Origin of the sequence: Paenibacillus sp. FSL F4-0097 (assembly GCF_038593125.1) — a bacterium.
Classification (GTDB): Bacteria; Bacillota; Bacilli; order Paenibacillales; family Paenibacillaceae; genus Paenibacillus_AQ; species Paenibacillus_AQ odorifer.
The window spans coordinates 2,141,857-2,164,550 of record NZ_CP151965.1 but is presented as its reverse complement, the minus strand read 5'-3'; the positions used below and the strand labels follow the sequence as shown (position 1 = coordinate 2,164,550).

At 47.7% G+C, this 22,694-nt stretch carries 20 protein-coding genes; 12 read left to right on the top strand and 8 right to left on the bottom strand.

Features of this window, described 5'->3' with window-relative positions; all coding sequences use genetic code 11:
- Window positions 1-99 precede the first annotated feature (99 nt).
- Both MHH86_RS09590 and MHH86_RS09585 read right to left on the bottom strand, forming a co-directional pair.
- A complete protein-coding gene (locus tag MHH86_RS09590) occupies window positions 100-600 on the bottom strand; it encodes a phosphatidylglycerophosphatase A (RefSeq protein WP_036678892.1) in 501 nt (166 codons plus the stop codon).
- Window positions 601-674: 74 nt separating this feature from the next.
- Window positions 675-4,316, bottom strand: coding sequence for a DNA polymerase III subunit alpha (locus tag MHH86_RS09585; protein WP_076224780.1), 3,642 nt, complete (start codon window positions 4,314-4,316; stop codon window positions 675-677).
- Between the two features lie 141 nt (window positions 4,317-4,457).
- Here MHH86_RS09585 and MHH86_RS09580 point away from each other — a divergent pair, with 141 nt between their 5' ends.
- From MHH86_RS09580 to MHH86_RS09570, 3 genes are all read left to right on the top strand, one after another.
- The gene (locus MHH86_RS09580) at window positions 4,458-4,781 is read left to right on the top strand and encodes a YtrH family sporulation protein (protein ID WP_036678886.1); all 324 of its coding nucleotides are present in this window, start codon (window positions 4,458-4,460) and stop codon (window positions 4,779-4,781) included.
- Window positions 4,782-4,786: 5 nt separating this feature from the next.
- Complete coding sequence (locus MHH86_RS09575) at window positions 4,787-5,287, top strand: DUF4044 domain-containing protein (RefSeq protein WP_038569663.1); 501 nt, start codon at window positions 4,787-4,789, stop codon at window positions 5,285-5,287.
- Window positions 5,288-5,370: 83 nt separating this feature from the next.
- Window positions 5,371-5,691: a YtpI family protein gene (locus MHH86_RS09570; RefSeq protein WP_036678880.1), complete on the top strand. Its 321-nt coding sequence runs from the start codon at window positions 5,371-5,373 to the stop codon at window positions 5,689-5,691.
- Window positions 5,692-5,815: 124 nt separating this feature from the next.
- Here MHH86_RS09570 and MHH86_RS09565 read toward each other — a convergent pair whose 3' ends face one another.
- Window positions 5,816-7,150: a DRTGG domain-containing protein gene (locus tag MHH86_RS09565; protein ID WP_036678878.1), complete on the bottom strand. Its 1,335-nt coding sequence runs from the start codon at window positions 7,148-7,150 to the stop codon at window positions 5,816-5,818.
- A 300-nt stretch (window positions 7,151-7,450) separates the two neighbouring features.
- On the opposite strand from MHH86_RS09565, the gene MHH86_RS09560 reads away from it, so the two are divergent.
- Entirely contained in the window at window positions 7,451-8,284 is an 834-nt protein-coding gene (locus MHH86_RS09560) for a hypothetical protein (RefSeq protein WP_036678876.1), read from the top strand.
- 148 nt (window positions 8,285-8,432) lie between these two features.
- The gene (locus MHH86_RS09555) at window positions 8,433-8,573 is read left to right on the top strand and encodes a hypothetical protein (RefSeq protein ID WP_178944199.1); all 141 of its coding nucleotides are present in this window, start codon (window positions 8,433-8,435) and stop codon (window positions 8,571-8,573) included.
- Between the two features lie 576 nt (window positions 8,574-9,149).
- Here MHH86_RS09555 and MHH86_RS09550 read toward each other — a convergent pair.
- A complete protein-coding gene (locus MHH86_RS09550) occupies window positions 9,150-9,431 on the bottom strand; it encodes a hypothetical protein (protein WP_036683968.1) in 282 nt (93 codons plus the stop codon).
- Between the two features lie 194 nt (window positions 9,432-9,625).
- Between MHH86_RS09550 and MHH86_RS09545 the strand changes: the two genes are divergently transcribed.
- The gene (locus MHH86_RS09545; RefSeq protein ID WP_326046392.1) at window positions 9,626-10,201 is read left to right on the top strand and encodes a hypothetical protein; all 576 of its coding nucleotides are present in this window, start codon (window positions 9,626-9,628) and stop codon (window positions 10,199-10,201) included.
- 118 nt (window positions 10,202-10,319) lie between these two features.
- Here the strand turns inward: MHH86_RS09545 and MHH86_RS09540 are convergent, their stop codons facing one another.
- Complete coding sequence (locus tag MHH86_RS09540) at window positions 10,320-10,658, bottom strand: YlbF family regulator (RefSeq protein WP_036683973.1); 339 nt, start codon at window positions 10,656-10,658, stop codon at window positions 10,320-10,322.
- A 369-nt stretch (window positions 10,659-11,027) separates the two neighbouring features.
- On the opposite strand from MHH86_RS09540, the gene MHH86_RS09535 reads away from it, so the two are divergent.
- The 6 genes from MHH86_RS09535 to MHH86_RS09510 are packed head-to-tail and all read left to right on the top strand — an operon-like array spanning window position 11,028 to window position 17,712.
- On the top strand, window positions 11,028-12,395 hold the full coding sequence (locus tag MHH86_RS09535; RefSeq protein WP_036683975.1) for a YheC/YheD family protein: 1,368 nt from the start codon (window positions 11,028-11,030) through the stop codon (window positions 12,393-12,395).
- Window positions 12,396-12,405: 10 nt separating this feature from the next.
- Window positions 12,406-13,572 (top strand): YheC/YheD family protein, encoded by a 1,167-nt coding sequence (locus tag MHH86_RS09530; protein WP_076099995.1) that lies wholly within the window; start codon window positions 12,406-12,408, stop codon window positions 13,570-13,572.
- On the top strand, window positions 13,573-14,946 hold the full coding sequence (locus MHH86_RS09525; protein WP_036683976.1) for a YheC/YheD family protein: 1,374 nt from the start codon (window positions 13,573-13,575) through the stop codon (window positions 14,944-14,946).
- Complete coding sequence (locus MHH86_RS09520) at window positions 14,943-16,055, top strand: YheC/YheD family protein (RefSeq protein ID WP_036683979.1); 1,113 nt, start codon at window positions 14,943-14,945, stop codon at window positions 16,053-16,055. The genes MHH86_RS09525 and MHH86_RS09520 overlap by 4 nt, the downstream gene beginning before the upstream one ends.
- Window positions 16,056-16,081: 26 nt before the next feature.
- A complete protein-coding gene (locus MHH86_RS09515; RefSeq protein WP_036683981.1) occupies window positions 16,082-16,600 on the top strand; it encodes a GNAT family N-acetyltransferase in 519 nt (172 codons plus the stop codon).
- Window positions 16,582-17,712: a YheC/YheD family protein gene (locus MHH86_RS09510; protein ID WP_036683982.1), complete on the top strand. Its 1,131-nt coding sequence runs from the start codon at window positions 16,582-16,584 to the stop codon at window positions 17,710-17,712. Before MHH86_RS09515 ends, MHH86_RS09510 begins: the two co-directional genes overlap by 19 nt.
- A 76-nt stretch (window positions 17,713-17,788) precedes the next feature.
- Here the strand turns inward: MHH86_RS09510 and MHH86_RS09505 are convergent, their stop codons facing one another.
- From MHH86_RS09505 to MHH86_RS09495, 3 genes are all read right to left on the bottom strand, one after another.
- The gene (locus MHH86_RS09505) at window positions 17,789-19,174 is read right to left on the bottom strand and encodes a sugar ABC transporter substrate-binding protein (RefSeq protein WP_036683984.1); all 1,386 of its coding nucleotides are present in this window, start codon (window positions 19,172-19,174) and stop codon (window positions 17,789-17,791) included.
- Between the two features lie 93 nt (window positions 19,175-19,267).
- On the bottom strand, window positions 19,268-20,884 hold the full coding sequence (locus MHH86_RS09500; RefSeq protein WP_254924594.1) for a response regulator: 1,617 nt from the start codon (window positions 20,882-20,884) through the stop codon (window positions 19,268-19,270).
- Window positions 20,885-20,891: 7 nt separating this feature from the next.
- A complete protein-coding gene (locus MHH86_RS09495; RefSeq protein WP_036683988.1) occupies window positions 20,892-22,661 on the bottom strand; it encodes a sensor histidine kinase in 1,770 nt (589 codons plus the stop codon).
- Between the last annotated feature and the right edge of the window lie 33 nt (window positions 22,662-22,694).

The window sequence follows — 22,694 nt, the reverse complement described above, 5'->3', positions numbered from 1 at the left end:
ATGGAATTATGATAACACAGTTTTCTTTTTTCCCGCAACAGGAGTAGGGCATAGGAAGCAAGACTGAGGAACTTGTTCAAACGAAATAAAGGGGCTCAATTATTCCTTGTCCGTGCCTAAAGGATATACTTTTGCCCCTTCATGCCGATGAGCAATTCTGGCGGAAGCGGCGGCAGCAATGCCGGCAACAAGGTCATCCAAGAATACATGAATCCTACCTTTATCATCGTTCAGTTCACCAATGATTCCAAGCTTTATTTTGTCCAAATACCCAAAACCTGTCAGTCCGATCATCCCATATACCCCTGTAATACCAAGCGCCAGAGTCTCGTCCGCTCCGTAGAGGGATTCATCAGCCTCCATTACCGCCTGCAGCGGCTGCGGAAGCAGTTTTTTCTCGGCTAATTCATCAAGAGCAACACCTGTCATTAAAGTATACTGCACTTCTCTTTTGCCCAAAACAGACTTGACGCTGGACAGACATTCATCCTTGGTTAAACCAGGATAATAAACCGATTGTAAAATATATACGATTTCAGCAATGGAGGAAAGTGATACACCTCTGCGTTCCAACAGATCTACTGCCATTTGATAGGACATGCTGCGACTCCCCTTTCCGTACAGGGATGTGCCCTGTGGTTTCCTAATGTATGCGGAAAAGGGGAGAATTGTTCTTATTTTATTCTTACCGTACCTGCACCCAGCATAACCTCGATCGCCGCGAAAAGTTCCTCGGACGGCTTAATTCGATAATTATCGCTAAGAGCTAGGAGCTTCTGATCCTGTTCATAGAACAGAAGCGTCGCAGCTGGACCGGGATGATTCTGCAGCAGCTCTTTCAGGCGCGACAGCAATGCTGCATTCTCTGAGGCCGGCGTGATCTTGATAAAGACACGCTGGCCTGAGGTCGCCGCTGTTGTTGGCGCGGCCTGTGCAGGTGTTGCAGGCGGCGTTGTGCCGCCTGCTGGCCTGGCAGCCGGACCAGTGGCGGCACCGCTGGTCCGGGAAGCAGGAGCTGCGCCGCGTGGCGGCGCTCCTGCCGAGGCCGAGCGTCCCGCGCTGTACGAGCGGGACGTGGCGGCACTACGGCGCTGCAACAGCCCGCGGAGAGCCTCCGCAGACAGCAGCGCCACTTCCTCGGCCAGCAGCTTGAAGCCTTCGTCTTCCTGCTGCACCTTAGCGCGCAAGGCCAACAGCGCGCCCTTGGCAATCAAGCTGCGGCTTCGCTTCCACACCTCAGGGAAGAGCACGACCTCGCAGCGCTCGATCTGATCTTCCCATTCGACGAAGGCCATCGATTTTCCTTGCTTCGTCGTAATTTCCTTAACGGATACTACCATTCCGGCCGTAACCGTCTGGCTCTCATCCGCGGCTTCACCAAGATCCATCAGCCGCTGCATGCCGGGCTCCTCAAGCAGTTCCGCGCTATCATCAAGCGGATGGCCCGAAAGATATAACCCCAGCAGCTCACGTTCCATCTCCAGCTGCTGGCCAATGGTGAACTTAGGGATATCCGGATAGCGGATTTCCCAGTTCGGTGTCTCCACCAAATCGTCGAACAGTTGGATTTGCAGTTCATCCCGCTCCTTGCGCCATTTCAGCGCAGCGTCAACCGTCTCGTCCAGCATAGCCAGCAGCTGGGCGCGGTGACCCGGCAGACAGTCAAAAGCTCCCGCCTGCAGCAAAGATTCCACTACCCGCTTATTGCAGACCCGCAGGTCCACACGTCGACAGAAATCTAGCAGACTGTCGAACGGCCGCTCCTTGCGGACTGCCATAATGTTCTCCACTGCCAGCGTGCCGACGTTCTTAATGGCTGCGAGTCCAAAGCGGATATGCCCCGTTCCGGTTCCTTCGCCTGGAACCGGAGTAAACAATACGCCGCTCTCGTTCACATCCGGCGGCAACACGCCGATGCCCGTGCGGCGGCAGTCCAGCACATACTCCGCTACCTTGCGGTGAGTGCCCATTACAGCGGTCAACATAGACGCCATAAACTGCACCGGATAATGTGCCTTGAGATAAGCTGTCTGGAAAGCCAACACTCCGTAAGCCGCGGCATGAGCACGCGGGAAGCCGTAATCGGCAAAGCGCACGATCATATCATAAACAGCATTCGCATCCGTTTCATTATACCCCTGCTGCAAGCTGCCTTGAACAAAATGGCTCCGTTCCTTATCCAGAGTCTCACGTTTTTTCTTAGAGACCGCTCGACGGAGCAGATCCGCTTCTCCTAACGAGAAGCCCGCCATCAGAGAAGCAATCTGCATGATCTGTTCCTGATACACAATGATCCCATAGGTGTCCGCTAAAATAGCCTTCAAATCAGAATGTGGATACTCTACTTCAATCTCACCGTGTTTGCCTGCTATATATTTCGGGATAAATTCCATCGGACCCGGACGATACAGCGCTAGAACCGATACAATATCTTCAAAGCCGTTAGGCTTCAGATCTTTAAGTACTCGTCTAACGCCCGCCGACTCCAGCTGGAAGACCCCTGTTGTCTCACCAGCCCCAAGCATTTCATACGTAGCTGGATCATGATCTGGGATGACACGGAAATCCGGAACACTTCCGCTCATTTCTTTAATCGAATTCATACAGCGTTCGATAATCGACAACGTGCGCAAACCCAGAAAATCCATTTTCAACAGCCCGACGCTCTCCAAATGCTCCATAGAGTATTGGGTTAACGCCGTACTTTCATTACCTTCCTGAAGTGGGACTGCATCGGTCAACGGACCCTTCGAGATAACAACCCCAGCAGCATGTGTCGAAGCATGGCGGGGCATGCCCTCCACCTTCATTGCCATATCCAGCAACCCTTTAATCTTTGGATTGCTATCATACAGTGCTTTAAGATCTGGTGTACTCTCCAGCGCCCTGGCAAGGCTGATCCCTAGTTGACCAGGTATAAGCTTGGCAGCTTTGTCTACCTCGTTATAAGGCAAGTTCAGCACCCTGCCTACATCACGAACGGCAGCCCGTGCAGCCATAGTTCCGAAAGTAATAATTTGCGCCACATGTTCTTTGCCGTATTTCTCCACTACATAACCAATAACCTCATCACGCCGTTCATCGCTAAAATCGATATCAATATCCGGCATGGTGATCCGTTCTGGATTTAGAAAACGTTCAAAGAGCAAGTTATATTTCAATGGGTCCACGTCAGTTATTCGCAAAGCGTATGCGGTGAGACTACCCGCGGAAGATCCCCGTCCGGGTCCCGTAGCAATTCCCTGACGATGACAATAAGCAATAAAATCCCACACAATTAGAAAATAATCGCTGAAGCCCATACTCTCGATAACGCCCAGCTCATAGGTGAGACGCTTCTCAGCCGTCTCTCTTTGCTCAGGTGTAGCCCATTGCGGTGTATCTATATATCGTTCCTCCATCCCCTTCCAGCACAGCTCACGCAAATAAGCAGCGGAATCCATGCCTTCAGGGAGCGGAGAATAGGCAGGCAGAATATGATTGCCGAAGGTAAGCTCCAAATTACATTTTTCTGCGATCAATAAGGTATTGGCGATAGCCTGCGGCACATGCGGAAACAATGCCGCCATTTGCTCGCTGCTTTTTAGAAACAGCTGATCTGTTCCGATCTTGAGACGTTCCTCATCATCCACCGTTTTGCCTGTTCCGATGCAGATCAGCACATCCTGAACCTCAGCATCTTCCTTCGCCAAATAATGGACATCATTCGTCACCACAAGTGGAATTTCACATTCCCCGGCAAGGGCGATCAGCTTGGGATTCACTCTCTTTTGCTCGGAGATCCCGTGGTCTTGGAGCTCCAGATAGAAATCTTCGCCAAAAATCGCCTTATATCGCAGCGCAGCCTTTCGCGCCTCCTCATCACGACCATGCAGCAGATGCTGCGGCACTTCTCCGCCCAGACAAGCACTAAGGCAGATAATCCCCTCTGAATGAGCTGCCAACACTTCCATATCGATCCGGGGTTTATAATGATGGCCTTCCAGATGGCCGATAGAGATCAGCTTCATCAGGTTCTTGTAGCCGGTTTCATTCTTGACGAGCAGAATCAAGTGGTAGATCGGTTGATCTTTTCGACTGCCCCGCTCACGGCGTGAACCCGCGGTTAAATAAGCTTCACAGCCAATAATCGGCTTGATTCCATTCTCTTTACACGCTTTATAAAAGGGGATGGCCCCGTACATCACTCCATGATCCGTAAGCGCCAGCGACTTCATGCCGTATTCGCCGGCCCGGCGCACGAGATCGGTAATGCGCGCCGCCCCGTCCAGTAAACTGTATTCGCTGTGCACATGCAAATGCACGAAAGGGCTCATAACCCCACTTCCTCTCTACTGCAAAAATCAAACATAAGATGAAACTATTTTATCATATTAAAGGGGGACCCGCCCATACAATGGATTAAGAGCATAAGGACAGGCAAAGCTTGTAAATGCCTCGTCCGGGAAGGGGCCTGTATGAGCATTTTTATGAGCAAAGCTATCCTCGACTTCTTTATCGCCTTCGGCATCGTGCTTGGCGGAGCTATGCTCGGCGGAATCGGCGCCGTTGTATCCCTGCAACCGCCGACGCAAACGATGCTGGATGTGGCAGATCGGATTAAAATATGGGCACTAGCAGCCGCTGTAGGAGGTACTATGGACCCCTTACGGGTCATTGAAAGCAACATGATTGGAGGCAACCTCTCCCCCGCCATCAAACAAATCATGTATCTTGCCTTCGCTTTTCTAGGAGCCCATATGGGCAGTGAGCTAGTAAAATGGGTGTGCGGCAGGGGGTAACGCCAGTGAGAGTTCCACCATTCAGTCGTTTTCGCAGATTCACCCAGATCTCCGCTATATTCATGCTAGGGATCGTCGTAGGAGCTGTCATATACAATGCTATTTACCATGTAGGATATAACGTATTATGGCTGCATAATCAAGATCTGCGTGTACAGATCGAGCAATATCAAAAAGATATTCAGACACTCAAAAAATACAATAATACCTCAACCGTAATCAGAGAAATCAAAATTCGATCGGAGGAAAGCAAATCCAAAGAAGATACCCCACTTGACCCCGTAACTGTAAAATTAATCATAAGCCAAATGGGCTCAGATCTGGAACCGATGCGCGGCCGCAGCATGTTCGATATTGATACAGACAGTAAACTGGTTAGACTGCTGTTGGATGGCAAGCTATACATTGTGCGTGACAAGGAATACTCTGTCAAAATCCGAACCATGCTCGTCATGGAAGGCGTCCTGCAAATCTGGGTAGAAATCAGTCCTTTTAAGCGCAGCTGACAGCCATCGTGTGATACAATAATGGACAGACGTGGAAATTACTTCTTGGCTACTGCAAGACACGATAAAGGAGCTGGCTGTCCATGGTTTTATTTATCAAGTATTTATTGTTTATCCTGCTGGTGATCTTTGTAATCGGTGCCGCTGTGTTCAGCATATCCTCCCGCCGTGCCTTAAATCCCCAAGATAAAGGGCTGAAACGCTCCGTCATGAATGTGATGCTCGGTGCTATGCTCGTAACGCTATCCTTGATATCCATGTTTTTGTTTCGCGGCTCTACCGTTAATATTATTGTTGAAGCTGCCTTTCTGCTGATTGGTGCGTTCAACATCTTCTCGGGTCTACGCAGCTATAGTTTTTACAGCCGTAGCCGCAGCCAGGAACAACACCAGTCAAAAGCCTAGCTGCTGCTCTGACGGAATAGGAAAAGAATAAAATAGACTCCCCTCTCAATCAATGATGAGGGCAGTCTATTTAGCATGTATACGATCCTATTTACCGGATGCTATCCAGCTAGCAAACCATTCTTTAGCCATGATCAATGGATTGCAGCATCAGAACAGCTTTGGCTACCAGAGTATCCGAGTGGCTGATCTCAATCTCAAGCTTACAGGTACGGCGGCTGATTTCGAGCAGTCTCGGCATTACAATGATCGCGTGTTCGATCTGTACCGGTCGGATAAAATAAGTGGACATATTATCTAGTACATAATCATTTCCTGTGATATCCTTAGCTGCTTTAAATGCCGAAAGCGTCATAAGCGTAGACAATATTCCTTCAGAAATCGTCCCAAGATCCGTGGCCATCTGCGGCGTAATAAAGCCATGGAAGAACAATCGTCCCTCTTCGTCCCGCTCATCCGCAAAACCATTCCAAATGAGATGATCAAAAGTCTCTCCCAGCTGAGGTTGGTTCCGAACATCGCGTAAGCTTTGCAGCACTTCTTTACGGGTTAGGGAGCCTACCAGTTTGCGGTTACGGTCCACTATGGGCAGAAAATCCACGCCTTCCCACATCATGATCTGGGCCGCGGAGGCTAGTGAGGTTTGCAGTGCAGCCGTAACCGGACTGCGAATCATCGCTTTTTCAATGATCTGCCCTTCCGTCAATTCCTCTACATCACGGCGACCGATAATGCCAATGACTCGGTTCCATTCATCCGTAACGGGAAAGCGCTGCTCTCCAGTTTCCTCAGAAACCTGTCGTAGCTCGCCGACGGTGCTAGAGATTTTTAACGTATTCAGGCGCGGTTTGCTGTCGATAATATCCTCTACCAGCATAATTTTTTTCTTTATCAATCTATCAAAAATAGCACGGTTAATCATTGAAGCGACGGTAAACGTGTCATGTCTCGAAGAAATAATGGGAAGATCCAGCTCGTCTGCCAATGCCTTCACTTCACGGCTCGTCCCGAAGCCCCCTGTCACCAGAACCCCTGCACCCTGCTCCAGCGCCAGAGAGTGAACATCATCACGGTTACCCACAATCAACAGACTGTCAGCGTCTATATAACGGATCATCGCATCGACCTTCATCGCCCCGATCACGTATTTATGCAGATGTTTATTTAGTCCACTTGCCCCGCCAAGCACATGCCCTTCAACAATATCAACTACATCGCCAAACGTCAGCTGCTCTGAAATGTTCCGAGGTTTCTTTTCTACACGAACTGTACCAATCCGTTCCTTCGTGATGACTATCCCGAGATTCTCAGCTTCCTTCACTGCACGGTAAGCAGTCCCTTCGCTGACTAACATTTCTTTGGCGAGCTTGCGAACAGATATTTTGGTACCTACCTTAAGACTTTCAATATGCTGCAGCAGTTGCTCGTGTTTAGTAATCGCATCGCCTTGACCTTCCAACTGTTACACCCCCATGCTCCGATCTGTACTATACTGTACCTATTATACAACGATAGAATGGCTCAGTACAACCGATTCATAAGCTTCGGATTCGAATTTCACTCTCCTTACACAATCTACGATTAAGGTAGGTATTGCCACATAGCAAGTTTGAAAACCACCTTAAAATCGAATTTTTTGAAACTGAATATCTCTGATGCGTTTTAAGCTGACCTTAAAAATTCGCTGCCTTTATTTAGCAACCTTTTCCTCTTTTTTATAGTCTGAGAATTAATGAATGTGTAAAGGAGCATTGAAGATATGAACAAGACCGCTTTATTACTACTTACCCTTACTTTGCTTTTCATAGGACTGGTCAGCTGTGGAAATACGGGAAACGAAATAAAACAAGCAGACCAGATAGAGCTGGATGCAAATAATATAGTTTCTATCAACTTAATTGAAAGAAAACAGCCAACGACGACTATTTCTGATACATCCTCCTTTGAACGTTTCGTTCAAGCCATAACTACTGCTGAATATGATAGAGGACAACTAGATATTGCTCCCAGCGATTACAGAACCACTGTGAACATGAAGGATGGCATAAGTTATGAATTCTCTTTTTGGATCGTCGGAAGTAACAATGGGTTACTCATTAAATCAGGACAAATGGGCCACTATCGCCTGTCAGATACCAGCAAAAAGGATCTATTGGACTTGTTTCAATCAACTTTTAATGAAGATAAGAATTCATCAGAAGACACTGTTAACCCACAGCCCCCAAGCGTTCAAGTTACTGTTGGCGGTGAACAGTTCGAGGCTATTCAAGGCTCTTATTGCTGGAACGACAATGGCAAAGGCGTATGTGTGGATATAGCTTCTAACGTTGAGCTGGTTTCCATACAGAAGGTACATTCCAAAGCCATCAGCGGTGATCAGGTAGAACTCGAATTCTCATATGCACCCAAGGAGATGGAGGTTATGGCTTCATTTCCTGGTGAGGAACGACCGGACGAAGCCCTTTCCGTGGACAAAAACAGTTTTCAACTCGCAGCAGGTAGCGGCAGACACCTATATATCATCCATGCAAGATGGCCTCAGGGAAGCGCCAGTTATGTAATTGAAGTTCAATGCTCGGTCAGTAAAAAGTAATCGGATTGTTTTTGCTTAACACGTGGATGGGATGGTCGGATGATGGTAGGATGGTAGGATGGTAGGATGGTAGGATGGTAGGATTATGTCCATCCTCTCTACGATCAGGAAAAAAGTTTATACTATCGACGTGAAAGGAGCTGAGCTTATGCAATTTCTTGTTATACTCGCGGTCCTCGTTCCTGCAGTGTGGTATTACGCGGCTCTTGGTAAACGGATATCTGCCGAAGAAAAGAAGGCTGGAAGAGATCTCACCAATGAGATCAATCCTTTTACGGGTGAAAAATAACATTTAACCCCCTGCAAGCAATGCAGGAGGCATATTAAAGCCCACTGCTTAGGCTAGTGGGCTTTTTCGTATGAGTGTGTCTTTTTTGTATGCCTCTTTGTGTGACTTTTGCGCTTGGCTCGGCATTCTGAGGTATTTATACTTCTCTTTTGGCTACTTTTACGATTTGCGCGGCATTCTACGGTATTTATACTTCTCTTTTCACGTCTTTTGCGTTTTGCCCGGCATTCTACGGTATTTATACCTTTCTTTTGGCTACTTTGGTGTTTTGCCCGGCATTCTACGGTATTTATACTTCTCTTTTCACGACTTTTGCGTTTTGCCCGGCATTCTACGGTATTTATACCTTTCTTTTGGCTACTTTGGTGTTTTGCGCGGCATTCTAAGGCATTTATACTTCTCTTTTAGCTACTTCTACGCTTTCCGCGGCATTCTACGGTATTTATACTTCTCTTTTGGCTACTTTTACGATTTGCGCGGCATTCTAAGGCATTTTTGCCTCTCTTTGCACGACTGCCGTGCTTTTCGAGAGACCTGAAGCTAATCTTGCTTTTTTAGTAATCGACCCCAACTCTATTATCTTTGCGAAACTCTAGTTTCTTCATTCCACTTTGTCTGCCATTGCTCCAGCTTTGCTTTCCGCACAGCTTCCAAACGTTTGGTCTTTTCCTCATCAACCCCGATAATAAAATGCAGATGTGCCGCAATGACCATAAACGCAAAAAGTGACCAGACGACTCCAAAACCAAACACCCAACTCGGTCCATTCGCAAGCGAAAGCTTCGGCAGTGCATACAAAAGCATGGCCAACGCCAGCAAGAGATAGACACCGTGTTTGAACTTGTTTCTTTTTCTCATTAATAACAGCTCCTTCGTAGACAGGATATTCGATTGAATCTATATCTCTACTCTATGAACATGAGGCCCGTAATATGAGACAAGTCCATTAAAAATATAACCTTTTCAAAATTATGTATAAAAGGTTAGCATTTATATAGCAAGAGACGCTTATATATGAGATGATGATTTCATTTAGGGGAGGCGTTTTTGAATTGAATGCAGCTTATAATCATACCGAATACATAATTCGCAAAAAGGTATTTTCGATCATGGGTGCGAAACTTCATATTTTTGACAGCTCTGAGCAGCTTGTGCTCTATTCACAAATGAAAGCGTTCAAGCTTAAAGAAGACATTGCACTTTATACGGATGAATCTATGCAGAAGGAGCTTCTGCGCATAAAAGCCCGTAGCGTCGTCGATTTTAGCGCTACTTATGATGTACACGATACAGAGTCCGGTGAGCATATTGGTGCTTTTCGCCGTAAGGGTCTCAAATCTATTTTGAAGGATGAATGGATTATTCTTGACCGTCATGATCAGGAAATCGGAAAAATCAAGGAAGACAGCACCGCGATGGCTTTACTGCACCGCTTCATCGCTATTATTCCGCAGAAATATAATATCGAGATGGATGATACTACGATCCCTGCCTTCAAGCAAAATTTCAATCCATTTGTCACCAAAATTATGGCTGACTTCTCGGAGGATCGAAAAGGCAAGCTTGATCGCCGCTTAGGTTTGGCAGCTGGTATTCTTCTCTGCGCAGTCGAAGGTAAACAAGATTAGTTGAGGTTGAGGTTGAGGTCGAGCTTAGGCTAGCCATATAGTCACAGCCACAAGAAAGAGGGTGCTTCCAGAGCCATCGGCTTCGGGAACACCCTCTTTTGATTTTCATTGCTGAAATTTATTCACCGTACAATTGGGACAAACTCTCGGTGATAATTTTATTTACATCCTCGATTACAACGCTCAGACGGCGTTCCGCATCGAACAGACGACGAATGCCAAGATTCAAATTAAGCACCTCGAACAGCTTCTCCATCTTTTCCATTTCTTCCTGTGGAGGCATTTCTCCGCTCATCATCCGTTGTTGCAGCTCCATCTGACCTTGGCGGAAATTGTCCAGCATCGCTTTCGCTTCAGGATCCGTTTCTACGACCTTCATGGCATTTCTGATGTCCGATACCTCGCTGCTCTCTTTAATGGCTTTCGCCAGTTCATGTGCTTTGTCGTGAATGCTCATTATGATTCCTCCTAAAAGTTTTGTTAGCGTACACTTCCTATCGTCTTCGTGCAAAACTCACTTCGGAAGCTTACGCTTAGGTTTTGTAACAGCTGCTTCCTGAATCTACTCTGCTCTAAAAACTCACTTCGGAAACTTACGCTTAAGTTTTGTTAGCAGCTGCTTCCTGAATCCACGCTGCTTTAGTTTCCAATATTCGCTCATTCCATACTTGTTTCGCTTCTTGGGCCGAGCTTATGAAATGACTGGGCAAGGTTTTTAGCGATTAGGTCAATCACCAAGGGTCATCTGTCTCCATATGATGAATGATATGTAACCCTTAGCTACCAAATTGCCGGCATCATGCTGCCTACCGGAAGGAGATCCACGATGTCCCAATTCAAGATCCCGGTCCATACGGTCAACTCGGGCATCCTGCAGGAAAACGCTATAATGCTTGGCGAAAAATCCATGAAAAGACTCAAAATCCCGTCTCACGGAACACTCCAGCTGGCATTCGGCTCTTTCCGGCAGGAGGTTACCATTATCTCGGCTCCCAAATCCGACATCCTGCGTGTAAGCGAAGGACTGGCGCGGCGGACCGGATGGAAACACCGACAAACCCTCAACGTTTCTTACAGCTCTGTAAGCCGTACCTTGCGGCTTGGACCGTTGATCGGCGTGCTCGTCAGTCGTGACCATCCAGATAATCTCGACAGGTTGTTTGGACCCATTACCATGTTCTGCCGGGAATTGACAAATGCCTGCCACACACAAGGCGCCTATGTATATTTCTTTACCCCGGAAGCGCTGGAAACACGCAGTTCTTCCATTCAGGGCTGGGTATACAACGAGGGTTGGAGAAAAATGAGTCTGCCCATTGCCGATGTAATCAACAATCGGTTAACGACGCGAAAGGTGGAGAATAAACCTAGCGTACAGCATTTTTTGGCGGATGTAAAATCGCGATATGGAACGCATTTCTTCAACGAAAAATTTCTTGACAAGACAGAGGTATTTGAAGCTTTAGCGCAAGACCCTTCCCTGCAGCGGTATTTACCTGAATCGCATGCGTTGAACGGCTTTGCCGTAATGAAGAAGATGTGCAGCCATTACCCAAGTGTATTTTTGAAACCTGTACGAGGCAGTCTCGGCAAAGGCATACTTCGTATCTCTAAAGAAGAAGGCGGAGGTTACCGTCTATTGTCTACTACCTCCATAGGTACACGCAAGCAAAGCTACACCACTCTCGCTAAATTGTACCAGTCCATCGCTCCCAAAATGAAGACCACTCGATACCAGATTCAGCAGGGATTGCCTTTGATGGAGCTAGGAAGGCGACCTGTAGATTTCCGGGCACTTGTTCAGAAGAATGGCAGCGGAAAATGGGGAGTTACCTCCATTGTCGCCCGCACCGCCGGAAGCAATCACTTCGTGTCTAATTTAGCTAGAGGTGGCAGTCTCAGCACAGTGAAAGAAGCGGTTAGCAAGAGCAGTCTTCCTCCGGGCGCAAAAGAAAACGTTCAGCTTCAGCTGCCCAGAGCAGCACTTGCCATTGCAAGAGGGGTCGAAACCTTTATCCCCGCTCATTTCGGAGAGCTCGGAATCGATCTGGCACTGGATCAATCAGGACGAATATGGCTCTTAGAGGTTAACTCCAAGCCCTCCAAGAACGATAATACACCGTTAAACGATCAAAAAATAAGACCGTCCGTCAAGCAAATGATTTTATATTGCCGCTACTTGGCCGGTTTATAAGGAGGACACGATGACTGAAAAAGAAGTGGGGTTCCTCGGCATTATGACAGGCCGCCGCAACGGGAATCCACCGATCGCCGAGCCAGAGTTTTGCAGTCATTTATGCCGGGCAGCTCCTCTATACAGCCTAAAAGTCCTCGTATTTCATCCAGACGGAGTAGCGGCAGACGGTTCCTCCATTACCGGCTATACCTGGAAAGATGGAAGCTGGCAGAATACCACTTCTTCACCGCCAGATATTGTCTATAATCGCTGTTTTCACGAAGGTCCGAAAGAAAGAAAAGAAGCTTCCGCTGCACTTTCTTCTCTTCATCGTTCTCTACCTTGGTCTCGAGGTTTGCCAGATAAATGGGGTGTACATGAGATATTGAAGCGCGACCGGAGAGCAGCGGCAATACTGCCGGAAACTGTACTCTATACCGGTACCCGCAGGTTAAGTACAATGCTTGCTGAAAGAGAATATGGAGTTTTTCTAAAGCCCAAGGCCGGCACCCATGGCAAACGTACATTACATGCCATACTGCAGAACAGAGGCATGAGAGTACGAGGGCGTGACGGAACAAATACACCATTTCAATATGTTTTCGACTCACAGGCTGAAGGACTGAACTGGATTCATGAATTTATCGGCTCACGCCGCTATATTATACAGCCTTTCCTGCACCTAACTAATAGTAAGGGGCAACCGTTCGATGTGCGTGTATTGATGCAAAAGAATGGCCTTGGCCGCTGGACTCTTACCGGCATGGCCGTACGGCTGGGTAACCAAGGTTCGCTGACTTCGAACCTGCATGGCGGCGGAACAGCTGTTTCTCCCCTGCCTTTTTTGCTTGCAGAATATGGTCAGGGTGGAAAAGACATCATGCGTGAGCTTGCTGCAGAAGCTGCATACTTGCCTCCCCTACTGGAGGCTGCATGCGGCAGGCTTGGAGAACTCGGCCTTGATTTCGGTATTGATTCGAGCGGTCGGATTCATTTACTAGAAGCAAATTCCAAGCCAGGGCGCACGGTATTCCGGCTGACGGGCGACCGCCGGGCTGCTAAGCTCGCCGCCGAGAATCCACTGTCTTATGCGCGCCATCTACTGCTCACACAACGACGGATACCATCCCTATCTACGGACAGCTCCGTTACAAACGGGAGAATGATAACAATGGTTCCTAAGGAGGATTCATAAATGAGTCTCACTTTTTGCAATGTGCATTTCACTAAGCAGCCCCAAAGAGTTGTATATGTATCAGGTGCACTGATGAAAAGCTTGAAGTTAACCGGGAAAAAAAATATACGCTTAAGGCTCGGTAAAGATGCCACCCCGACCATGATCAAGCCCATCAAGCGCGCCGGAAATCACCTATATCTCGCCTCAGGCGTAAAAAGCGCTATCAAGGTTCCGAAATCAGGCGGTGTCTATTTACGCAATCTACAGAATGACGAGGTGCAGCTAGGACCTTTAGTTGGCATATTGTCCGATGGTCCTGCTTCCTCGTCTCAGCCTTTCGGTTCTCGCACAGGGTTCATCAAGCAATTACTGCGGGAAGGCAGCAACAAATGTTATATATTTGCCTTTATGCCGCGTGACATCAACTGGCAACAGGAACAGGTCTATGGATATTTTTTGACTTCAAGCGGTAAGTTTGAACGAAAAATGGTCCCTCTGCCTGATGTTGTCTATAATCGCTTGCCCAGTCGGAGAGCTGAGACCTCACCCTATATCAACCAACTTCGCGAACGATTTATGCGGAAAAGAATTCCATACTTTAACTGGAGCTTTTTCAATAAATCCGATATCTATAAGCTTTTAGAAAATGATGGAGCGGCAAATCGTTATGTTCCTGAAACCCACAGCAATCCGTCCACGGAAAAAATGAGAGAAATGCTGGATCACCATCATTTTGTATACTATAAACCTTCTGCGGGAAGTCTGGGGCACGGCATTTATCGGCTTACCTATCTCCCGAAAAAGGGGTATTTTGCCCGCTACCGCCGCGGTGGAAAAAACGTTCTTTTACGCTTTACCACCTTTGAAGCCCTTATGCGTATGCTTCGTTCGCGTCACGGTCAAAATCTGCAAAATTATATAGTTCAGCAGGGAATACGTCTCATTGAAATAGATGGCTGCCCGATTGATTTCCGGTTCCATATGCATAAAAACGGCAGTAATCAGTGGATTGTAGTCGGCATAGGCGCTAAAAAAGCCGGCCGTGGCAGTGTCACCACTCACCTTAAAAATGGAGGAGCATTGCTTACACCTCAGCAAGCACTCGGACGTGTATTCGGCGCAAGAGCTGACGAAGTACTGCAGCGTGCAAAGACTACAGCCATCAAGCTGGCAGAATCACTAGAAGTCCAGCATCGTCATTTGCTCGGTGAAATTGGCTTTGATCTCGGAATTGATCAGGATGAAGACATCTGGATGTTCGAGGCCAACGCCAAACCAGGTCGTTCCATCTTCCGTCACCCTTCCCTGCGCGCTGAGGGCAAAGCTTCCATCGAGCACATTCTGGAGCATTGTCTATACCTCAGCAAATTCCGCAGGAGGGATGAGATGTGAGCACCCATAATCCGGAAGATACAAAACCTGTTATTGCCATACTGACAACCAGCGATAAAGTACGGCAATTTAATGGCAACCGCAGCAACTTCCGGGACATTATTCGCACAGGCAAAGAAATGGGATTTCTTGTCTACGTCGTCACTGTCCGTGACCTCAAGCTTGAGGAACGGATGGTGAACGGATATGTCCCATCGTCCAGCGGTAAAATCTGGTACAGCATTCCTGTACCTCTTCCACAAATCATTTATAACCGAATTCCCACCCGTGAGGATGAGGAAAAACCTGCTGTGGTACGTAAAATAGCTCAATGCCTGGAACATCCAGGCATTAAGCTATATAATCCATATTTTTTCAATAAATGGAGTCTATTCGAATGGTTAAGGGGTTCGCACTCCACCTCAAAGCATGTTCCAAAAACGAGACGATTACGCAGTGCAAACACCCTTACTGCCATGCTGAACCAGCATACCAGCCTCTACCTTAAACCAGAGAACGGCAAAGCAGGAAAAGGAATTATGCGCCTGAAATATCGTGCAGATACCGCTTTGCCTTACCGGCTTCAAATTCAAAGCGGCAAAAAAAATGTGACGTACAAAGCAGCTTCCATGGACCGGCTCTGGGCAAGAATCGGAAAAGAAAAAGGAATCTCTCGTTATATTGTGCAGCAGGCTATTGAACTGGCGACTCATCGGGGAAGACCGTTTGATCTGCGGGTGCTGCTGCAAAAAAACAGCAGAGGCGGCTGGGGAGTGACCGGCATAGGCGCACGCCTCGCCGGTGCCCGAAGTATAACGACACATGTACCACGCGGCGGTAGTATTGAAGAGCCTGCCAGCATGCTGGAAAGTACATTTGGAACCGAAAGAGCAGCCATGATCCTGAAGAGCGTGCCTACAACCGCCCTTCTTATCGCTAGACAAATCGAAAGAGCTTCTGACTCTATGCTCGGAGAGATGTCGATGGATCTGGGTGTAGATGAGAACGGGGGACTCTGGTTCTTTGAGGCCAACTCCCGGCCGATGAAATTTGATGAACCCGCGATCCGCAAGCTGTCCCTAGAGCGAATCTTTCACTACGGCCAGCACTTAGCGCGCCAGTTTAAATAGAAATCATTAAAAGGATGTGACACAGCATGCAGATATCCTCCATCTATGACACAAATGCCAAACAGTGGAAATCACGGCTGGCTGGACTGCTTGAGTTTATAAGAGCGCATGGGGAGAAGCGAATCACAAACCAAGCTTGCAAAGTACTGGCCCGTTTAACACCGGATCAGTTGTCAGAGCCGGGTATCTCGCTGCTTGTCGCCACCGTACGCGGTCAGAATGGGCGCCAGCTCGCAGGAGTCAGCTTCGTATCCGGTTTCGGTGCAGAAGCCTGTCTTGTCGCTGTGCACCCCTTCTACCGGAATAGACATACCGGCACTGCCTTAATGGCTGCCCAGCTGAAACGCCTCGGGCATCTTCAATGCAGTGTTGCCTGTGACAATACAGCTAGCCTAAAGATGTGCTTCAATATCGGCCTTGCTGCCGACACACTTACCACTGGTCCTACCGGCAAGCCAACATTACTGCTCCGGTCACCCCATCATACCGGCAGCACTACTAATTCTCCACAAGAAGGTGAACTCCTGTGCCAGAGCCCGTCTTAGGCATTCTTACTTTATATATTAACGAAGCCAAGCAGCTTGAAGAAAAGGCCGTGTACCGGAGAATGATCGTCGAGGGCAAACGAATTGGCTTGGATGTCTTTGTATTCACTCCCATGGATGTTCATCCCAGTAAAGAGCAGATCCATGCCCTTGTCTTTGATCCCAAGAGCGGAAAATGGTCACGCAAATGGCGTTCTTTTCCGAACATGATTTATGACCGTTGCCGTATTCAGCGCAGCTCACGCTTTCAGCAACTGCTTCGTTTCCGAGAACGCTACAATCATCTGTTATTTCTGAATCGTCCACTGCGCAACAAATGGACCATTCACCAAACCTTCTCACAAAAAAGCCGTTTCCGGCAACATATGCCAGAAACTTTACTCTATCAGTCCTCTGCCGACCTGCGCCGGATGCTGAAAACCAATTCAGTAGTCTATATCAAGCCGGCAAACGGCACAGGTGGACGTGGCATCCTCAGAATTGAGAGAATGAAGAATGGGCGTGGGGTATATGATATTCAAGGCCGTCGCCAGGATCGCCGAATCATTCCCACACGTAAAGTCTCTTCTACTCGGCTGGATTCCATCGTACGGCAATGGTGCATCGGCGGACGTTTCCTTATCCAACAGGGGATTCCATTACGTCTGCCGGGCGGACGTTTCCATGATTACCGGATGCTCGTTCAAAAGAATGGGCAAGGTGTCTGGGAACTCACAGGTATGGCAGCACGGGTTGGTGCAGCGCGGAGTGTAACCTCCAATCTTCATGGCGGTGGTCATGCCGTTCGAGCAGAAACGCTGCTGAAGGAATGGCTGGGTAGTCAGGATAAAACCGATAAGGTCATGAAGACTGCCGAGAGGTTAGGTCTTGATGCCGCAGCCTTCCTGGAAGAAAGTTACGGAGCCTTATGTGAGCTTGCATTGGACCTCGCCATTGATCGCGAAGGGAAAATTTACGTGCTGGAGGTTAATCCAAAGCCCGCCCGTGAAGTGTTCGCAAGATCAGGTGACGGAACCACATACCGCAAAGCCCTTATTCGCCCTCTGGAATACGCGCTGTGGCTCTACAATAACAAAGGAACCCCCAGCACAGCTAAAACGACTGAGGAATAAAAGTTATCTTAATAGTCATCAAAAAAAGACGCCCCTAGCTCGTATTAATACGAAGCCGAAGGGGCGTCTTTTTGATTTATTTGGCCAGTGATCCCTGCAGGGAACCTGCATCGAAGTCCGGCTGTGCTTCGATATCGGTGTCACCTGCGGCTTTGGCTTTTTCAAGTGCCGCATTATAGCGAGTATTCAAGTCCTGAAGCTCTTTATCTAAATCTCCACCACCAAAAATATATCTATTGAAGACATCAACCTTCTTTAGTCCTTCCAGACGTCCTTCACTAATGACCATCGGAGTCGCTGGATAAATCCCGTCTAACTTTGTAGGCAGAAAATCTTCAATCCCTGCAATGTCTGGTGCCTTAGCAACAGTAGCGACCGATGGAATAACCGAAACCCCATACCCTGCTTCCTGGTAAGCAATCTGTACATCATCACTGTACATCCATTCAATAAACTTCCAAGCTTCTTCCTTATGCTTCGAATCCTTGCTCATAGCCAAATAACTTCCTGCAATAACTTGGCTGACACCCTTCTGCTCCCCGTCAATGGTTGGAGGAATCGCAGCTGCCCAGCGAATTTCAGTTGGGAATTGGGTTTTGTAGACCGTCGGCTCAACGGAATGGTTGAAATACATACCGATCTTGCCTTGAGCAAATTGCGCACGCAGCGGGTCGATATCAAGCGATTCCGATCCTGGCATCATGCTTCCATCCACTTTAATCTGCCGCAGCGCCTCAGCAACCTCTTTATATACGCTAAAATCAAATTGCCCGGTCTGGAAGTCGAAGCCCTCTGTGCCCTTAGTCTTGCTAAGTGTTGTTATTGGATAAGCGATACGCTCAAATCCGCTGGTACTTTTGAAATTACCCGCGAAGCCGTAAGCGCCTATATCTTTTCCCGCTTCCGTAATTTTCTTGGCATCCTCGACCATCTCTGCGAGTGTGGTAGGCGGCTCTGTAATGCCAGCCTTCTCGAACAAATCTACGTTATAGATGAGGCGCCAGAACTGACCGATATTGGGAAGGCTATATATTTTGCCGTCAACGGTATTTTTCTCGTTGATAAGTACGTTCTCGAACCGGCTCTTCATCTCTGGTGAAATGTAGCTATCAAAAGATTCCAGATACCCTCTTTTGACCCACGTTGGCACGTTATAAGTATCCACCCGGAGAATATCAGGCGCCTGCATGCTGGAGAAGGCAATATCCACCGACTGGGTATAGTTCTCTGCCATAACCTTCATTTCAATCTCAATATTGGGATTAAGACCTTCATACTCGCTGATTTTTTGTTCAATAAAATCAGAATCGTGACGATCAATGGTCCAGTAGACCAATTTTGTTTTTTCGGAGTTTGTATTGCTGCTGCTTACCTCCGTATTAGATTCGGATGATGAACAGGCGGCCAACGAGCCAGCCAGCATCAGCGAAACTCCAGCTAATATCCATTTGTTTCTTTTCATCTAAAATGCCTCCCTTTTCTTTTGAAATCGCATTCATTTCTTAAGAAAATTATAATTCCGCTGCCCTTTTATCAGTGAAGGAGAAAACAACTGTCAATGGGAGACGAAATCACTGTTTCCCTCTACTTTGGGCAAGGTATATTTTGCACGAAAGTCCGTCGGCGTCATTCCGGTGTATTTTTTGAACTGCTCTGTAAAATAGGGACGATCCTCATAGCCCAAAGAGATGGCAATATCCTGAACCTGTATGCCTTCCAGCACTAGCTCCTTGGCTTTGTCCATTCGTCTCCCGATAATATATTGGGCGAGTGTCATCCCCGTCTCCTTTTTAAAAAGATTGGAGAAGTAGCTAGGACTAAGATGCACCTCCCGTGCACAGTCGGCGACGGATAGATTTCGATGCAGATTGCCATTGATATGAGTGATGGCCCGATCCACAAGCATACGCGCGTCACTGCATTGGCGTTGTTGCAAATACGTACAGCCCAAACGGCAAAATTCCCGAATCTGGCGGCTAAGATCTTCAAAAGAGACTGCACTGCTCATGTCTGCAAGTTTGTTTTCCAGAGTTTTAACTTCCGAATCTGTTGCTTTTTCCGAAAAAATCCGATGGATAGAATGAGCCAGTTCAAGACAGAGTGTCTTAACGATGGACGGGTTAGGCGTTGCCGGTGCAGTAATCCAATCATGCCAAATGTTATCCAGCTGCTCCTCTGCTTTGGACAAATTTGCCGAACGCAGACAATAAAGCAATTCTTTCTCCTTGTCATATGAGTATCTGGGTAGCGCGGCATTCACGACTGCATCTTCAACATAGGTGTACACGCTGTTCCCACCATTTAGAAAGGTGTTCGCAAGTGCAGACAGTGCCTGCGCATAAGAAGCAGAAAGCTGCCCTACCTCTTCTACCTCTCCACCCAGTCCAATGGACACCGTCTGGTACGTATACCGATGTACATTTTCCCGGCATTTCTCTGCAAGTTGCTCCATATTCGGCTCCGCCAGAGGGTTCATCACAATAACGAATTGATTCACATTTTCCCGGAACACAATGCCCCGAGTGTATTCAGATATTGTATTTTCCAAAATATTCTGTACGGCAAAGCGGATTAACTCCACCTCGGAAACCGTAAGTTCTGATGTACGTTCCACAAAAAAATCCACTTCCGCTACCATCACGCAAAAGTTATGGTTATTCATCTCGATATTGTAAAAATCCCACTGCTGGCTCAAATGCTGCTGTCTAGTTCCGTAACGGATGAGCAGACGCATATATTCCTGACGCAAATAGGGTAAGCTCTCGCGCAGCTTTTGTTCCATGCCCATCATCTGCTCAGCTTGACTGCGTTCCCGTTCCAACACTTCCTTGGCCTTCAACACGGATTCAAGCACTTGAACCTTGGTGTACGGTTTTACAATCAGATCAAAGGCACCCAGCTTAACAGCTTCCTGGGCATAAGTGAAATCAGAATAACCCGTCAAAAAAATCAGTTTGATGCCTGGCTGCTCCGCTTGAAGGCTCCGCATCATCTCTAAACCATCCTTAAAAGGCATTCGGATATCCGTCAATACGATGTCAGGACGATGCTTGCGGATCTGCTCCAGACCTTCTTCCCCGTCTGCCGCGGTGGCCGCGATCACAATCCCATGTTCCTCCCAAGGAATCCGCTGCGACAATCCGCGGACCACTGCAGGAATATCATCAACAATACATATTTTAATTGAATGGGCGCTCAGGATTTATTCCCCCTTCCACAGGAATGGATAGAACAGCTTCGGTTTCAACACGCGGACTGCTTCGAAAGACCAATCCGGCTTCTTTGCCGTAGTACAGCTGCAGTCGGCTACATATATTAGACAGAGCGTACCCTCCACTGCCGTTCGGCTCCTTCAGCCAGGCATTGAGTTTCTCCGCATTCATGCCGGTTCCGTTATCGGTAACCCGGATGAGCAGTGTGTTTTTGGCTACTTCTACAGAGATCCGGATCACTCCCCCTCCCCTTAATTCCTTAAGACCGTGCAAGATAGAGTTCTCTACCAAGGGCTGAATAATAATTTTCAACACAGGAAGCTCCAGCAGTTCCACTCCGGCATCAATTGTATAGTCAAACAACCCTTCATAACATTGCTGCTGAAGGTTTAGATACTGGCGGACATGTTCCAGTTCCTTGCCTAAGGTCGTAATTTCCTGCCCGTTGTTCAGTCCCAGCTGAAACAGCGCAGACAGCGAAATGACCATCTGTTTCACGTCCTCATATTCATCCATCTCACATTTCCAGAAAATCGTGTTTAATGTGTTATATAAAAAATGAGGCTCGATCTGCGCCTGAAGCGCCTTGATCTCCGCTTTTCTCTTTTCTTTTTCTGTATCCTTGACTTCAACAATCAACTCGCCGATCCGGTCTAACATCTGGTTAAATTTGCGTCCTGCCTCCCCAATCTCATCCTGGAAAGGACTCTGGAAGCGAGCACTGAGATCCTCCTGCTCTACACGAGACATCGTCCGTTGCAGTTTCAGCAGCGGTCCCAGTAGCAAAGCGGACAGATACCTTGCAAGAAAAAGCGCGATGACGATACATGCCGCCATGATCATCAACACCAGCCATTGAATACTCCGAACAGGTTGCAGCAGTTCCTTTTTGGACAGGTAGCTGACCAACACCCAGTCTTTTGCATACCCTGAACTGGCATAGCTGAGCAGCATTGTCCCGTCACCAGCGGAATATTCAAAATTACCCCGGTCCGCCTCCCTCAGTTTGTCTAAAAACACAGAGTCCCGAGACCATTCCGGGCGTTCCCCGTCTCCGAAGACGCTTGTTCCCTCTTTATTGATCAGTAAAAAACGCGCGGAGCCAAGGCTCCCGCCTCCACTTACAGTATCTTCAAGAATGTCCTCTTTTACATTAACGATCAAAAATAGATCAGGGACATAATTGTCTGTAAGCGGCTGCAAGACTAGGGAAATAACATGATGTTTCCCGGCAAATAGCTCGTCCCGATGGCTCTCCACCCAATTGGATTCAGGTTTCTCCTTAACCCGTTGGTACAGCGAAGATTCTAGAAATGGGGTCAAGGTTCTGCGCTGATTGCTGGTAGAGTAGAAATCCCCGTCCGGCGTACTGATCAAGATAGATTCAATAGAGTTTTCCGTCAACTCTACCTGCGTGAAGGGCGCTTGCAGCATAGAAAAATTGGCAAAAAAACGTTCCATATTATGAGCTTTAATATCCCGGATGGTCTGCTGATAAGCTTCGCTCAACATCATCGTGGAGGAAGCCACAATGATTTGCTTTAACTTCTGGTCTAGGACATTGATTGACTGATTCAGCACATTTTGATTTAACTCGACAGAGTTACGCTCCATCGCCCGAGAAGCAATGGAGTAAGCCAATAAACCAGTGACAGAAATACAGAATACCGTCAGTGCGGTAAAAGACAGCCATATTCTTTTCTTCAAAGAGGTACGATAAACCCAGGCCTTCAGCATGTATTCACATCCTTCTTGAATAGCTGTCCGAAG

What these genes read in the sequence shown, in the direction of transcription:
- MHH86_RS09540 (WP_036683973.1), bottom strand. Translation starts at nt 10,658, where the DNA reads ATGAGCATTCACGACAAAGCACATGAACTGGCGAAAGCCATTAAAGAG.
- MHH86_RS09560 (WP_036678876.1), top strand. Translation starts at nt 7,451, where the DNA reads ATGAACAAGACCGCTTTATTACTACTTACCCTTACTTTGCTTTTCATA.
- MHH86_RS09550 (WP_036683968.1), bottom strand. Translation starts at nt 9,431, where the DNA reads ATGAGAAAAAGAAACAAGTTCAAACACGGTGTCTATCTCTTGCTGGCG.
- MHH86_RS09515 (WP_036683981.1), top strand. Translation starts at nt 16,082, where the DNA reads ATGCAGATATCCTCCATCTATGACACAAATGCCAAACAGTGGAAATCA.
- MHH86_RS09555 (WP_178944199.1), top strand. Translation starts at nt 8,433, where the DNA reads ATGCAATTTCTTGTTATACTCGCGGTCCTCGTTCCTGCAGTGTGGTAT.
- MHH86_RS09505 (WP_036683984.1), bottom strand. Translation starts at nt 19,174, where the DNA reads ATGAAAAGAAACAAATGGATATTAGCTGGAGTTTCGCTGATGCTGGCT.
- MHH86_RS09570 (WP_036678880.1), top strand. Translation starts at nt 5,371, where the DNA reads ATGGTTTTATTTATCAAGTATTTATTGTTTATCCTGCTGGTGATCTTT.
- MHH86_RS09590 (WP_036678892.1), bottom strand. Translation starts at nt 600, where the DNA reads ATGTCCTATCAAATGGCAGTAGATCTGTTGGAACGCAGAGGTGTATCA.
- MHH86_RS09495 (WP_036683988.1), bottom strand. Translation starts at nt 22,661, where the DNA reads ATGCTGAAGGCCTGGGTTTATCGTACCTCTTTGAAGAAAAGAATATGG.
- MHH86_RS09525 (WP_036683976.1), top strand. Translation starts at nt 13,573, where the DNA reads ATGAGTCTCACTTTTTGCAATGTGCATTTCACTAAGCAGCCCCAAAGA.
- MHH86_RS09530 (WP_076099995.1), top strand. Translation starts at nt 12,406, where the DNA reads ATGACTGAAAAAGAAGTGGGGTTCCTCGGCATTATGACAGGCCGCCGC.
- MHH86_RS09535 (WP_036683975.1), top strand. Translation starts at nt 11,028, where the DNA reads ATGTCCCAATTCAAGATCCCGGTCCATACGGTCAACTCGGGCATCCTG.
- MHH86_RS09585 (WP_076224780.1), bottom strand. Translation starts at nt 4,316, where the DNA reads ATGAGCCCTTTCGTGCATTTGCATGTGCACAGCGAATACAGTTTACTG.
- MHH86_RS09580 (WP_036678886.1), top strand. Translation starts at nt 4,458, where the DNA reads ATGAGCATTTTTATGAGCAAAGCTATCCTCGACTTCTTTATCGCCTTC.